This is a genomic window from Streptomyces sp. NPDC059788, from assembly GCF_042732265.1.
Lineage (GTDB): Bacteria > Actinomycetota > Actinomycetes > Streptomycetales > Streptomycetaceae > Streptomyces.
Genome location: NZ_JBHWHY010000075.1, coordinates 1 through 13,645 on the forward strand (window position 1 = coordinate 1; position 13,645 = coordinate 13,645).

Here is a 13,645-nt window from a genome sequence, read left to right on the forward strand (position 1 = left end):
ATCCCCTACTACCCGGTCTGGTCGATCACCCTGATCGCGCTGTACGGCACCACCATCTGGGCCCTGTGCGTGGTCCGCCGCGACACCCTCAACGATTGATCACAGCACAACAGCCCATAACCCTTCATAACCACCTAGCTCTACCCTGCCCGCACCCAGCACCGCACGGAGCACCGTCGAAGCCGGGGTGGGGGGGAAGGCACCCGACGGCAAACCGGCCGATCGGGTGCCGAACCTTGCGGGGGCCACAGCGTCCGCTCCGCGCGCCCGCTGTCGGCCGGTCCGGCCCCGCCCTCCCTTTCCCACGGTCACCCGGTACCGGCACCGGCCCCCGTGTCGGTACCGGCACCGCCTCCCGGCTGGACGGTGTCCGCGCCGGGCGCCGCCTCACCTCGACCGGGTGAGGAGCCGTCGCGCAGCGCGAGCGTGACCGCGACCTCGTACGCGGCCAGCACGACCGCGATCACCAGAAGGCTCGTCCACGAGGAGAGCAGCAGCGCGATCAGGGCCGCGAGGACCACACCGGCGACCCGGAGCGCGTCGGCGTGTTCCCGTACCCACGGACGCAGGCTGCCGCCCCGGGCGAGCCCCCGGCCCGCGCGTACGGTGAGCCGACCGGTGGCCCGGGCGCCCCTGGCCGTGTGGTGGCGCAGGCCGACGGGCAGGCGCCCGGGTCCCACCAGATAGGCCAGGACGGCCAGGACGATGCCGAGCCACAGCAGTTGGTCGCCGCGTTCGCGCAGGGTCGTGAAGATGGTCCACAGCGCGCTTCGCATGCCGTCGCGGTAGACGCCGGACGGTACCTGGCCGAGAAGCTGATCCCGTACGGCCCGTAGCACCGCGGACAGCGCGGTGACGGTGATCACGAGCCACAGGCCCAGCTGGAGCAGGGTGCGCCGGGGGTTGGGGGAGATCCACAGGGCGAGTCCGAGCAGAAGGGGTACGGCGATCAGCAGGCCCACCAGCACGCGTTTGAACAGCAGCACGGCCTGTTGCAACTGCCCCAGTTCCTGACGGTTGTAGAGCGTGATCTGTGCGAAATCGGCGGGCAGCGACACGCCGAGAGCCTTCTCGATCCGGTCGTGGAGTTTGGGCGGGACCTCGCCCGACGAGAGGGTGGGCAGGTCCAGCCGCTTGCCGAAGAGGGTGGGCAGCCGGTCCTCCAACGCGGTGAGGAGGTTGTTGACCAGGGGGAGCAGATTGAGGGTGACCGTGTCGCCCTGTACGCGCACGCCCTCGCTGCGCCCCTCCAGCACCGCGGTGATCCGTGTGTGCGCGAAGCGGTTGGCGGAGCGCCACAGGTCCTGGAACTGCTCCGTCGCGAGCAGCTTGGAGACCGAGTCGCGTACGTAGTCGTGCACGGCCCCGGTGACCGGCGCCGCGACGAACGACGCCCGCGGCGGCAGCGCGTCGGACAGCCGCTTCTCGACGTCCAACTGGTCGAAGATCTCGTCCGCGAGGTAGGCGGAGACGGCCGCGTCCACGGCCGGGTCCTCCGGGAGCGCCCCTACCGTGGCGACCCAGCGGTCCGTGTCGAGCGCTGTCCGCGCGCCCCACACGCCCACGACCGAGGTGACCGCCAGTACGGCCACCAGCGCGATCACCACGGCGGCGACGATGCGCCGCACGGCCAGCAGCCGGGCCCGACGCCGCTCGCCCGTACCGGCGCGGGCCCGCAGCTCCCGGACCTCCGCGCGCAAACGTTCCAGCTCGCTGCCGGCCGCCGGGTCGCCGACGCCCGTGGCGCCGCCCGCCCCGCCACCGTCTGCCGTGCCGCCGTCCGCCGTACCGTCACCCGTCGTAGCGTCGTGCGCCGATTCCTCATGAGCCATGGCCGCGCACCTCCGCCGTACACCGTGGCGAAACCCGCGCTGTTCGGCCCTCACCTACGGCGGGTGACGCTGCGGGGCAGGGGGACCGGCCGGGGCGCCGACTGTCGGGGGTGCGGCAGTACGTGCAGGTATGCGCAGGTACGTGCAGCCACCTCCCGATCAGGGCAGATGCGGATGCGGCGTCTCCGCTGCCTCCCGGTCGTCGCACACCAGCAGCAGAAGGGCGGCGCGTTCCGTGCTCAGCGAGCGGACCTTGTGGGGCGTCGTGGCCTTGAAGTAGGCGGAGTCGCCCGGGCCGAGCGTGATGGACCGGGAGGGAAAGAGCAGTTCGGCCTGTCCCTGGTGGACGAAGAGGAACTCCTCGCCCGGATGGTCCCGGAAGGGCACCGGGCCGGTGTCGTGCGGCGGGTGGAGCATGAACGGTGTCATCTTCTTGGCGCCGGCCCGGAGCGCGATGCCCTCATAGCGGGACCCTGGTTCGTCGCCGGAGGTGAGCGGCTGCCGCTCGTCGGCCCGGGTGACGGTGACCTCGGTCAGCTCCTGCGTATCGGCGAAGAGGTTGTCCAGCGGGACGTCGAGGGCCCTGGCCAGTGAGGCGCTGACGGCGATCGAGGGTACGCTCCGACCGCGTTCGACCTTGGAAAGGTAGCTCTTCGTGACGCCGGAGCGCTCGGCGAGCGCTTCCAGCGTCATCAGCCGCTCCTTGCGCAGCTGCCGTACCCGATTGATCACCGCTTGCTTCCCTTGGTCACTGACTGCTTCCCTTCGTGCGCCCCGCCCGCAGGTCCGGATCCGGCCGGGCGGGCTCCCAGTATGTCCCGCGCCACCGCGGCCCTTCGGCCGACGGCGTCGGGGGACCCTTGTGGCATGACACCTGGTGTCCTATCGTGAACCTTGTTTCCTCGACGCGCTGCGGCGAGCCACGCCACAGGACGAGGCCGCCAGTGCGTCGACGCCTCGGAACGGGAGCGGACATGGCAGACACCCTGCACGAGCCGAAGAACGTACTTCTCGACCGCGCAGAGCGGCAGATGCATGATCACTTCAAGGACTCGGAGCTGACCACCCGCCAGAAGCTGGCCCTGACGTGCCGCATCGCCTTCGACGGCGGACACGACTCGGGCCTCGCCGGCCAGATCAGCGCCCGCGGGCAGCGGCCCGGCACCTACTACACCCAGCGTCTGGGCCTCGGCTTCGACGAAATCACCGAGGACAACCTCCTGCTGGTGGACGAGGACCTACGGGTACGCGAGGGGGAGGGGATGCCCAACCCCGCCAACCGCTTCCACTCGTGGATCTACCGCGCGCGCGAGGACGTCAACTGCATCATCCACACGCACTCGCTGCACACCGCCGCCCTCGCGATGCTCGAAGTGCCCCTCGTGGTCTCCCAGATGGACACCACGCCCCTGTACGACGACTGTGCCTTCCTCAAGGACTGGCCCGGAGTGCCGGTGGGCAACGAGGAGGGTGAGATCATCTCCGCGGCTCTCGGCGACAAACGCGCCATCCTCCTGGCCCACCACGGCCAACTCGTCACCGGCGCCACCGTCGAGGAGGCGTGCAACCTGGCGATCCTCATCGAACGCGCCGCCCGCCTCCAACTGCTCGCCATGGCGGCGGGAACGATCCAGCCCCTGGACCCGGCCCTCGCCCGCGAGGCTCACGACTGGACCTCCACGGACCGGCGCAACAAGGCGAACTTCGCGTACTACGCGCGAAAGGCCCTGCGTAATCACCCGGACTGCATCACAGGCAAGGTGGACATCTGATGGCGACACCGCACTTACAGGGCATCATCTCCTACCCCGTCACCCCCTTCGCCCCGGACACCGGCGAGGTCGACCTCGACGCGCTGCGCCGTCTCACCGGCGCGCTGGTGGAGGCGGGGAGCCACGCCGTCGCCCCGCTGGGCAGCGCCGGCGAAAGCGCGTATCTCGCGGAGAGCGAGTGGGACGCTGTCTGCGAGACCGTACTCCAGGGCGTCGACGGGCGGGTGCCGACCCTGGTCGGCGTCTCGCACTGGAGCACGCGGGGCACCGTCCGCCGCGCCCGCGTGGCCGCCCGGCACGGAGCCACCGCGATCATGGTGCTGCCGCAGGTGTACTGGAAGCTGACCCACGCGGAGCTCGAACAGCACTTCGCCACGGTCGCGGCAGCCACCGACCTCCCGGTGATGCTCTACAACAACCCGGGCACCAGCGGAGTCGACCTGCTGCCGGAAACGGTGGTCGCGCTGGCGCGCAAGATCCCGAATATCACCATGGTCAAGGAGAGTTCCGGCGACGTCGCCCGCTTCCGCGCCCTCCGCGACATGTCCGACGGCACGCTGTCGGTCTACAACGGCAACAACCCCGTCGCGCTCGACGCCTTCCGCTCGGGCGCCGTCGGCTGGTGCACGGCGGCGCCCTGCCTCGTCCCCGCATGGTGCCTCGCGCTCCACTCGGCAGCGATGGACGAGGACAAGCAGCGGGCCGACGCGATCCTGGCGGAGCTCCTGCCGTTCCTGAAGTTCATCGTCGGCCACGGGCTGCCCCGGGCCGTCAAGGCAGGGCTGGAAATCCGCAACCGGACGGCCGGACCGCCGCGCGCACCGCTGCTGCCGCTGCCGGGCGCGGAGACGGAGCAGCTGCGGGAGCTGCTCGCACGGCTCGATTCCCACCCGCTTGTCGGCACAGCTTCAGCCGGTACGGCGGGTACGGCCGGCACGGCGTCGGCGGGCCCGGCGGGACCTGCCGCCTGAGCCTCCCCGCGCCACGTACGCGATCGGGCCCGGGCCCGCGCCTGAGCCCGGGCCCGATCCATGGTGGCGAGCGGCGCCGCGTTGCCTGCCGACATGAGGCGGTCGCTCGCTACGCCTTTCCTCCCGAGCGGCGGAGGGACGCGATGCCTTCGTCCAGTACCGCTTCCAGGTGCTCAAGGCCGCCGGTCGTGATGTGGATCAACACGCCACCTTGAATTCCGGCCAGGAGGGCCCGGGCGCCGCGTTCGGCATCCAGACCGGCGTCGATCTCGCCGAGGGCTTGCATCGCGCGGATTCCCGCGGCCAGCTCGCCCTGCCACTGGGCGAGGAGTTCCACCACCACGGCCCGGGCGCCCTCCGTGGTCGGCCCGATCAGACCCATGACGGTGTTGAGCGGACAGTTGGTGCCTTGTTCGCGGTAGCGGGCGACAACCTTGTCGCGCCAGCTCTGCCAGGCGGGCCACGAGTTCAGCGCGCCCAGTTCCGGCTGTTGGTCACTGAGCACGCCGGAGGCCTCATACCGGGCCACGGCCAGCAGCAATTCGTCCTTCCCGGCCGGGAAATAGTGGAAGAGCTGGCTCTTGCTGGTAGCGGTACGGTGCATGATGTCATCGAGCGTCAGGGAGAAAATCCCCTGCCGACGCATCTCGGCTGCCGCGCCCTCGATGATGCGCTGCCTGGTGGCGAGCCCTTTGCGTGTCAACGGCATGAGGTTTTCCCCTGCTCTCCGATCGGCGGTCGGTAATCGGTATCGGTAACCGGAAATCGCCGTGTGGCCGCCCGCTCAACGGACTTGCACGGCAGCCGTGCGGATCAGGAAGGTATCAGCAGGAGTTTGCCCGTGGTCCTGCGGGATTCCAGGTCGGCGTGGGCCCGCGCGGCGTCCGACAGTGCGTAGCGTCCCCCGACGCGCGGGGTGACCTGCCCCTTCCGGACCATTTCGAAGACCTCCCCGCTGCGCCTGACCAGGGCCTCGCGTGTGGGTACGTGGTGGTGGACCACGGGATACGTCAAAAGGATGCTGTTGGGGAGATCGGTCGGGGCGAGGGCCGGGACGCCCATGAAGGGCCCGTAATAGGCATGTACTCCGTGCGGTCGCAGGGCCAGTTGGGAGGAGTGGAACGTCGGGGTGCCGCCCCCGTCGTACACCACGTGGGCGCCCGCGCCCCCGGTCAGCTCCCTGACCTTGTCCTCGAAGCCGCCTCCACTGGAAACGAGAACATGATCCGCCCCGGCCTCGCGTGCCGGTGCCACCTTCTCCTCCCGGGACACCAGTCCGATCACCCGGCCGCCGCGAGCCTTGATCATCTGTGTCAGCAGCAGACCGACGCCGCCGGCCGCGGCGTGTACGACAGCGGTGTCCCCCGGCTTGACGGCGTACGTCTCGGTGGTGAAATGGTTGGCCGTCAGGCCCTGCATCAGCACCGCGGCCGCGGTCTCGTCGGACACCCCGTCAGCAACCTTGACGAGGGAATTCTCGGGTATGGCGAGCAATTCGGCGTAGCTGCCCACGTGATAGAACCAGGCCACCCGGTCGCCCACGGCGAGATGTTCGACGCCGGCGCCGAGCGCGGTCACCTGCCCCACCCCCTCCACTCCGAGCGTCGTGGGAGCGGCCCAGCCGGGGCCGCCGGACGTCCGGGCCCCGACATCCATGAAATTCACCCCTGCGACGGCGAGCCGCACGAGTACCTCGCCCCTTCCGGGGGGCCGGGTCGGGGAATTCGGTCCAGGCCATGACCTCGGGGCCGCCGTGCCGGTCGATGAAGATCGCGTGCATGGGGAATGCCTTTCGTGGGTCGGGGGAAATCGCTGTGAGCTCTGAGCTCTGAGCTCTGAGCTGTGAGCTGTGAGCTGTGAGGTGCGAACTACCGTGCCCCGATGGGTGGTTGAGAGCCGTCGATCCGGTATCGCGAGTACCGAATGCGGTCAGAGTAGGAAGACGAAAATGGACCCGCAAGTCCACTTTTGGGGGCCGGGCAGGCCGGGGCCGACCACCCGGCAAGCCCCCCGCGCGGCTCTACTCCGACGATGGTGCGCTCACCCTCGTACGCAGCCCCGAGCCCCGAGCTGCGAGCCCCGAGCCCCGAGCCGCCCCATGCGCACCACTCGCCCCTCCGCACCCTCCACCCCTCCCACCCCACCCGAACAATGGTGTTAGCCTGGCGACGACGTGAGATGAAGTGATCCCGAATCGGGATCGATCACATCGAGGAGACGCAGCTGTGGCGGGTGACGACGACATCTCCGGGTGATACCCGGACCTGACGGCCGCCGGCCGGTGCGCGCAAGCACCGCCGTGGTGGCTGCCTTGTCGTGCCTTCGTGGCTTCCCACCCGTCCTCCCGGGCACCGGTGTCTGCCGGGCCCGTGGCGTTTCTCCGAGGTATCACCATGTCCGACGCTTCCGTCGTCTGCTCGAACCTGTCCTTCGCCTGGCCCGACGACACCCCCGTCTTCCAGGACCTCTCCTTCACCCTGGGCGCCGGCCGTACGGGCCTGGTGGCGCCCAACGGCTCCGGTAAGAGCACCCTGCTCAAGCTGATCGCCGGTGAGCTGCGCCCCGCCGCCGGGTCCGTGTCCGCGTCCGGCGTCCTCGGCTACCTCCCGCAGAGCCTTCCCCTCGCCGCCGACCTCACCGTGGCCGAGGTGCTGGGCGTCGCCGAGGTGATCAAGGCCCTGGACGCCGTGGAGTCCGGCGACGTGAGCGAGCGGCATTTCGCGACCATCGGCGACGACTGGGACATCGAGGAACGCACCCGCGCCCAGCTCGACCGGCTCGGCCTGACGGAGCTGACGCTCGACCGCGGTCTGAGCACGCTCAGCGGCGGCCAGATCGTCTCGCTGGGCCTGGCGGCGCAGCTGCTCAAGCGGCCGGACGTCCTGCTGCTCGACGAGCCGACGAACAATCTCGACCTCGACGCCCGGCACAAGCTCTACGACGTACTGGGGGACTGGAACGGCTGTCTGCTCCTGGTCAGCCACGACCGTGCGCTGCTCGACCGCATGGACCGCATCGCCGAACTCGACCGCGGCTCCCTACGCTTGTACGGCGGCAACTTCACCGCGTACGAGGAAGCCGTACAGGCCGAGCAGGAGGTGGCCGAGAAGAACGTCCGCAACGCCGAGCAGGAACTCAAGCGCGAGAAGCGGGAGTTGCAGCAGGCCCGGGAGCGCGCCGACCGCCGCGCGAGCAACGCCTCCCGCAACCTCAAGAACGCGGGCCTGCCCCGTATCTTCGCCGGGAACATGAAGCGCGGCGCCCAGGAGTCGGCCGGCCGGGCGGGCCAGATGCACGCCTCCCGGGTCAGCGAGGCCAAGGCCCGTCTCGACGAGGCGGGGCGTGCCGTGCGCGACGAGCAGCGCATCACCCTGGACCTGCCCGACACCAACGTGCCCGCGGGACGCACCCTGTTCCTCGGCGAAGGCCTTCGCGTCAGCCACGGCGAGCGGCCCCTGTTCGCGGCGGACGGCGTCGACCTGACGATCCGGGGCCCCGAACGCATCGCGCTGACCGGCCCCAACGGCGCCGGCAAGACCACGCTGCTGCGCCTGCTCCACGGCGACCTGGCCCCCGACGCCGGGCAGATCAAGCGGGCCGACAGCCGTATCGCCTACCTCTCACAGCGCCTCGACGTACTCGACCTCGCCCGTACCGTGGCCGAGAACTTCGCCGCGTTCGCACCCCACCGTACGGAGGCGGAGCGGATGAACCTGCTCGCCCGCTTCCTCTTCCGGGGCCCTCGGGCCCACCTGCCGGTACGTGTGCTGTCCGGCGGCGAGCGGCTGCGCGCCACCCTGGCGTGTGTGCTGTGCGCGGAACCGGCACCGCAGCTGCTGCTCCTGGACGAGCCGACGAACAATCTGGACCTGGTCAGCGTCGGGCAGCTGGAGAGCGCGCTGGCTTCCTATCAGGGCGCGTTCGTCGTGGTCAGCCATGACGAACGCTTCCTCGCCCGGATCGGGATCGACCGGTGGCTGCGGCTGGCCGATGGCGAGCTGCGGGAGACGGCGGCGCCCGAGGTGTGAGGCGTCGCGAACCGGCCTGGCCCGTGTCCGAGGTGTGCCACCCGGCGGGCCGCGTACCGCGCACAGCTCACACATCAGGTGGACCACCATGCCCCGACCTGCTCTGCTCGCCCATGACCTCGTCCGTACGCTGGGGACCCGGCGGGTCCTCGACGGCGTCTCCCTCACCGCTTCCCCCGGCCACCGCGTCGGGCTCATCGGCGAGAACGGTGTCGGCAAGTCGACACTGCTGCGCCTGCTCGCCGGCGTCGACGAGCCCGACGCCGGCCAGGTCACACGCCCGCACGACCTCGGCTTCCTCCAGCAGGAGATGCCGTACGACAGCGGTACCACGATCGCGCGGGTGCTGGACGACGCGCTGCGGGAGGCCCGCGCCGACCTGGCCGAACTCGACCGGCTCACCCGGCTGCTGGCCGACACCCCGGACGACCGCCCCGCATACGCCGAACTGCTGGACGCGTACGGACAGCGGCTCGAACAGGCCCGGGAACGCGAGGCCTGGGACGCCGACCGGCGCGCCGCGATCGTCCTCGACGGCCTCGGCCTCGGCGGCTTCGCGTACGACCGGACGCTCGGCACCCTCTCCGGAGGACAGCGCGTCCGGCTGGCCCTGGCCGCGCTGCTCGTCCGCCGTCCGGCGGCGCTCCTGCTGGACGAACCGACCAACCACCTCGACGACGAAGCGGCCGCCTTCGTGGAAGGACAGCTCCGCGACCTGCCCGGGGTCGTCGTGGCGGCCAGCCACGACCGGGCGTTCCTCGACGCGGTCTGCACCGATCTGATCGATCTCGACCCGGCCGTGGACGGACCTGTGCGTTTCGGCGGGAACTACAGCGCGTACCAGGCGGAGAAACGGGCGGAGCGGGAGCGCTGGGAGCGCAGGTACGCCGAGGAACAGGAGGAACTGGAAGCGCTGCGCCGCTCGGCCGGGGTGACCGCGCGCCGCGTCGCCCCGGACCGGGGACCGCGGGACAACGAGAAGATGGGCTACGGCCACCGGGCGGGCCGGGTGCAGCAGCAGATCTCCCGGCGGGTGCGCAACGCCACCCGTCGGCTCGGCGAACTGGAACGGACCCAGGTCGGCGAACCGCCCCGCCCGTTGCGCCTGCACACCACCGTGCTCGCCGTCGGGCCGACGGAGGAACCGGACCTGGCGTCCGACCCCGCCCCGGCGGACGGCCGGCTCGTCGCGCTGCGCGACGCGCGGGTGCCCGGACGGCTGGGCGTCGCGCGCCTGGACATCCTGCCGGGGGACCGGCTCCTGGTCACGGGCGGCAATGGGGCCGGGAAGTCGACACTGCTGATGCTGCTGGCCGGGCGGCTGCGCGCGGCGGGCGAGGTGCACAGGCGGCCGGGCCTTTCGGTGGGGCTGCTGACGCAGGACACCGAGTTCGCGCACCCGGACCGTCCGGTGCGCGACACCTACGCGCGCGTGCTGGGCGCCGAGCGTGCGGAGGCGGTTCCGCTCGGCTCGCTGGGGCTGCTGCGCGCCGCGGACCTCGACAAACCGGTGGGACAGCTGTCGGTCGGCCAGCGCCGCCGGCTCGCGCTGGCCCTGCTGATGGCCTGCCCGCCGCACCTCCTGCTGCTCGACGAGCCCACGAACCATCTGTCCCCGCGCCTGTGCGACGAACTGGAGGACGCCCTCGGCGCCGGACCGGGCGCGATCGTCGTGGCCAGCCACGACCGCTGGCTGCGCCGCCGCTGGAGCGGGCGCCGCCTGCGACTGCGCTCGGGCGAGGCGTACGCGTACGGCAACGAGGGGAGGAGCCCGGACCCGCGCTGACGAAGTGTCCCGACAGACGTTGCCGCACTCATAGTCACCCGTCAGAATGGTGACTGTGAATCTCGATCATGTCTTCGTCTGCGGACATCCTGCCCTCGACTTCGCCGCGACGCTCCGGGCCAGGCGCACCGTGCGCTTCGAGATGTTCGCGGCGCCGGCGCGGCTGGACGCGTGGTACCTGGAGTCCACCGTCGTGGACCGTGTCACGCCCAGCCGGCCGTCCGACGTCGAGCGCGCGAAGGCCGTACGGGAAGCGGTCTACGAGCTGATCACGGCCCGCCGCCTGGACGAGCCGTTCGGCGACCGCGCCCTGGACGTACTGAACGAGGCCGCCCGCAAGCCCTCCGCCGCCCCGCAGCTCACCAGGGCCGGGCGCCGGACCGACGCCACCGCGCAGGAGGCGCTGTCCGTGGTGGCCCGCCAAGCGGTGGAGCTGCTGAGCGGGCCGGACGTGCCGCTGCTCAAGGAATGCGGCAACCCCGAGTGCACCCGGGTCTACATCGACCGCTCCCGGGGCATGCGGCGGCACTGGTGCGGCATGGAGTCGTGCGGCAACAAGAACAAGGCTGCCGCCTACCGCGCGCGCAAGAAGGGGGCGTCGGCCACGGCGTCCCGCTGACCGGCTCTCGTGCCGATCAGTTCGCGCGTACCCGGTAGCTCACGGCGGCATAGGGGAAGTTGCCGGTGTTCAGGGTGCCCACCACATAGGTGAGGTCACCGTTCGTACCGGGGGCGCCGGGGCGGCAGCCGGCGTTGAAGTAGACCTCCACGCTCCGCTCGGAGATCGAACGGAAGGACCGCACGGGAGCGGACAGTTCCTGGCAGGTACCGACCTTGTCGAGGTCGGCCGTGATCGCGCTCCCGGTGGCGTCGGCCCCGGTGTAGAAGGTGACGCCGGGAAGCCCGGCGGCGACGGCGGACGTGCCGCCGGCTCCGAGGACGAGCAGGCTGCTCGCCAGGACGCCGCCCGCGGCCGCCGCGAATCTGGAAAGGGAAGTCGACATGTTTCCGCCTTGAGTTGGTGGGGTGTGGTGGGTGGGGTGGGGGTGTCGCCGGGCCGGTGGCCCGACGGTTGCTCAGGCGTTCAGGATGCTCTCGGCCGCCGCGCGCAAGGTGTCGGCGACGTCGTGCTGATCGTCGAGATATCCGCCCGCCATCGCTCCGTCGCGCAGCACCATGAGCGCCCGCGCCACCCGCTCGGGATCGGGGTGCCCGGTGTCGCTCACGACCTCGTGCAGGACACCGTGGAACCAGCGGCGGTGCTCGGCCACGCATACGCGTACGGGGTGCCGCGGATCGGGGAACTCGGCCGCAGCGTTGAGGAATCCGCAGCCGCGGAACTCCGGCCGCCGGACGCTGTCGGCGACCATGGCGACGATTCCCAGCAGGGCCTCGCGCCCCCGGTGGACCTGGCGGATGGCCGCCACCGCCTGCTTCACCCGGGCGTCCCGCTCCTGCAGATAGGCGACGACCAGGCCTTCCTTGCTGGAGAAGTGACGGTAGAAGGTGGCGCGGGTGACGCCCGCCTCCCGTACGAGCTGTTCGACGCCCACGGTGTGAATCCCGTTCGCATAGAACAGCCTTGCCGCGATGTTCAGCAGGCGCTCGCGCGGATGGGCCGTTCCCCTGGCGTTCGAAGTCATGACGCACAGCGTACGGATGACCCGACGGCGGCTCCGGGGCCGTCACGGGGCCGGTGGCGGGTATCTCTGTCGTTCCTTCCGGCGATCGGTCATGGCTCCCCTTCCTAGGGAGAAAGAACGTTCGTTCTGCTTGCTCGTTACGCTACGCAGGCCACCGCCACCGCGTACAGGTACGTCTTCGGCCATACCGGAAGGCCGTGTTCACCGGTCGCGCGCTGCCGGTTCTCCCTCGGCCTCCCTCGATGTCCAGCGCTCCGCCCCGCGTTGCCGTGGCAGGGCACAGCGTATGACTGCATGTCAGAGGGCCCCGGCGCGCACGTTTACGGCCGCCGCGTGCGACCGCGGCTTCGTCGTTCCCGCATGGCCGGAACTGACGCCTGGGTGGTGTTGCCGTGGCGGCCGGTGCGCGGAGCCATCCGCACGGGCTCCGCAACCGCGTCACCCCCTTGACTGGTGACGCGGCGCCTGCGAGAGTCGGCGCACGCAGCGCACGGAGGACTTCACATGATCAACAGACGCACCTTCGGCAAGGGCATGGGTCTGGGCATCGGCGCGGCCGCCGTGTCACCGGCGGGACTCGGAGCCGCGCCGCCCGCCCCGGCCTTCGCCGCCACCTCCGCTTCGCGGCCCGGCGCGAGTGCTTCCGCCGACCCCGAGCCAACTCGCGGTACGCGCACGTCCTTCGACCGGGTCCGCCGCGTGACGGCAGGGCTGCTCGACGTCGGATACGCGGAGGCGGGCCCCGCCCACGGCCCGGTGGTCATCTGCCTGCACGGCTGGCCTTACGACATCCACAGCTTCGTCGACGTCGCCCCGCTCCTGGCGTCGCGGGGCTACCGCGTGATCGTCCCGTATCTGCGCGGCCACGGCCCGACCCGCTTCCGCTCCTCGCGGACGTTCCGCAACGGCCAGCAGTCCGCCGTGGCCCTGGACCTCGTCGCCCTCATGGACGCCCTCGGAATCGACAGAGCCGTACTGGCCGGGTTCGACTGGGGGAGCCGTACGGCCGACATCGTCGCGGCCCTTTGGCCCGAGCGCGTCAAGGCGCTGGTGTCGGTGAGCGGTTACCTGATCACCAACGTCGAGGCGCAGCAGGAGCCGTTGCCTGCGAAGGCCGAGTACGCCTGGTGGTACCAGTACTACTTCGCCACCGAGCGCGGCCGGCGCGCCATGCAGGACACGGCCAAGCGGCTCGAACTGTGCCGGCTGGTCTGGGACACCGTCTCGCCGACGTGGGACTTCGACGACGCCACGTTCGCACGCACCGCCCGGGCCTTCGAGAACCCCGACTACGCCGACATCGTGATCCACAACTACCGCTGGCGCCTGGGCCTCGCCGACGGTGAGCGCCGCTACGACCGCTACGAGAAGCAGCTCGCCGCCCGGCCGGTCATCGGGGTGCCGACCATCACCCTCGATGCCGAACGCGATCCGTTCACCGCGCCCGGCAACGGGGCCTCGTACCGGGACCGGTTCACCGGCGCGTACGAGCACCGCACCCTGACCGGCATCGGCCACAACCTGCCCCAGGAGGCACCCGACGCCTTCGCCCGGGCAGTCGTGGACGTCGACCACTTCTGATCACACAACGACGACACCCGCACACGCCGTAG

At 70.9% G+C, this 13,645-nt stretch carries 11 protein-coding genes and 1 pseudogene; 6 read left to right on the top strand and 6 right to left on the bottom strand.

What is annotated here, in order from left to right; genetic code table 11:
* Positions 1–308: 308 nt before the first annotated feature.
* Positions 309–1,832, bottom strand: coding sequence for a hypothetical protein (locus ACFV57_RS39735; RefSeq protein ID WP_385243170.1), 1,524 nt, complete (start codon positions 1,830–1,832; stop codon positions 309–311).
* Positions 1,833–1,991: 159 nt separating this feature from the next.
* Entirely contained in the window at positions 1,992–2,564 is a 573-nt protein-coding gene (locus tag ACFV57_RS39740; RefSeq protein ID WP_385243173.1) for a helix-turn-helix domain-containing protein, read from the bottom strand.
* A 242-nt stretch (positions 2,565–2,806) separates the two neighbouring features.
* Between ACFV57_RS39740 and ACFV57_RS39745 the strand changes: the two genes are divergently transcribed.
* Both ACFV57_RS39745 and ACFV57_RS39750 read left to right on the top strand, forming a co-directional pair.
* Positions 2,807–3,604, top strand: coding sequence for an aldolase (locus tag ACFV57_RS39745; protein ID WP_385243176.1), 798 nt, complete (start codon positions 2,807–2,809; stop codon positions 3,602–3,604).
* Entirely contained in the window at positions 3,604–4,575 is a 972-nt protein-coding gene (locus tag ACFV57_RS39750; RefSeq protein WP_385243179.1) for a dihydrodipicolinate synthase family protein, read from the top strand. Before ACFV57_RS39745 ends, ACFV57_RS39750 begins: the two co-directional genes overlap by 1 nt.
* 109 nt (positions 4,576–4,684) lie before the next feature.
* Here the strand turns inward: ACFV57_RS39750 and ACFV57_RS39755 are convergent, their stop codons facing one another.
* Both ACFV57_RS39755 and ACFV57_RS39760 read right to left on the bottom strand, forming a co-directional pair.
* Positions 4,685–5,284, bottom strand: a complete 600-nt coding sequence (locus ACFV57_RS39755; RefSeq protein WP_385243182.1) for a TetR/AcrR family transcriptional regulator — start codon at positions 5,282–5,284, stop codon at positions 4,685–4,687.
* A 104-nt stretch (positions 5,285–5,388) separates the two neighbouring features.
* A pseudogene (locus tag ACFV57_RS39760) lies at positions 5,389–6,355 on the bottom strand (quinone oxidoreductase family protein).
* A 613-nt stretch (positions 6,356–6,968) separates the two neighbouring features.
* Here ACFV57_RS39760 and abc-f point away from each other — a divergent pair.
* From abc-f to ACFV57_RS39775, 3 genes are all read left to right on the top strand, one after another.
* Positions 6,969–8,603 carry a ribosomal protection-like ABC-F family protein gene (gene abc-f, locus ACFV57_RS39765; protein ID WP_385243185.1) on the top strand — a complete coding sequence of 545 codons (1,635 nt, stop codon included), beginning with the start codon at positions 6,969–6,971 and terminating at the stop codon, positions 8,601–8,603.
* Positions 8,604–8,691: 88 nt separating this feature from the next.
* A complete protein-coding gene (locus tag ACFV57_RS39770) occupies positions 8,692–10,389 on the top strand; it encodes an ABC-F family ATP-binding cassette domain-containing protein (protein ID WP_385243188.1) in 1,698 nt (565 codons plus the stop codon).
* Positions 10,390–10,444: 55 nt separating this feature from the next.
* Entirely contained in the window at positions 10,445–11,008 is a 564-nt protein-coding gene (locus ACFV57_RS39775; RefSeq protein WP_385243191.1) for a CGNR zinc finger domain-containing protein, read from the top strand.
* Positions 11,009–11,024: 16 nt separating this feature from the next.
* On the opposite strand, the gene ACFV57_RS39780 is transcribed toward ACFV57_RS39775, so the two are convergent.
* Together ACFV57_RS39780 and ACFV57_RS39785 are read right to left on the bottom strand one after the other, a co-directional pair.
* Entirely contained in the window at positions 11,025–11,393 is a 369-nt protein-coding gene (locus ACFV57_RS39780; RefSeq protein ID WP_385243194.1) for a hypothetical protein, read from the bottom strand.
* A 72-nt stretch (positions 11,394–11,465) separates the two neighbouring features.
* Complete coding sequence (locus ACFV57_RS39785; protein ID WP_385243197.1) at positions 11,466–12,032, bottom strand: TetR/AcrR family transcriptional regulator; 567 nt, start codon at positions 12,030–12,032, stop codon at positions 11,466–11,468.
* A 504-nt stretch (positions 12,033–12,536) separates the two neighbouring features.
* On the opposite strand from ACFV57_RS39785, the gene ACFV57_RS39790 reads away from it, so the two are divergent.
* Positions 12,537–13,613 carry an alpha/beta fold hydrolase gene (locus ACFV57_RS39790; RefSeq protein WP_385243200.1) on the top strand — a complete coding sequence of 359 codons (1,077 nt, stop codon included), beginning with the start codon at positions 12,537–12,539 and terminating at the stop codon, positions 13,611–13,613.
* Positions 13,614–13,645: the final 32 nt, after the last annotated feature.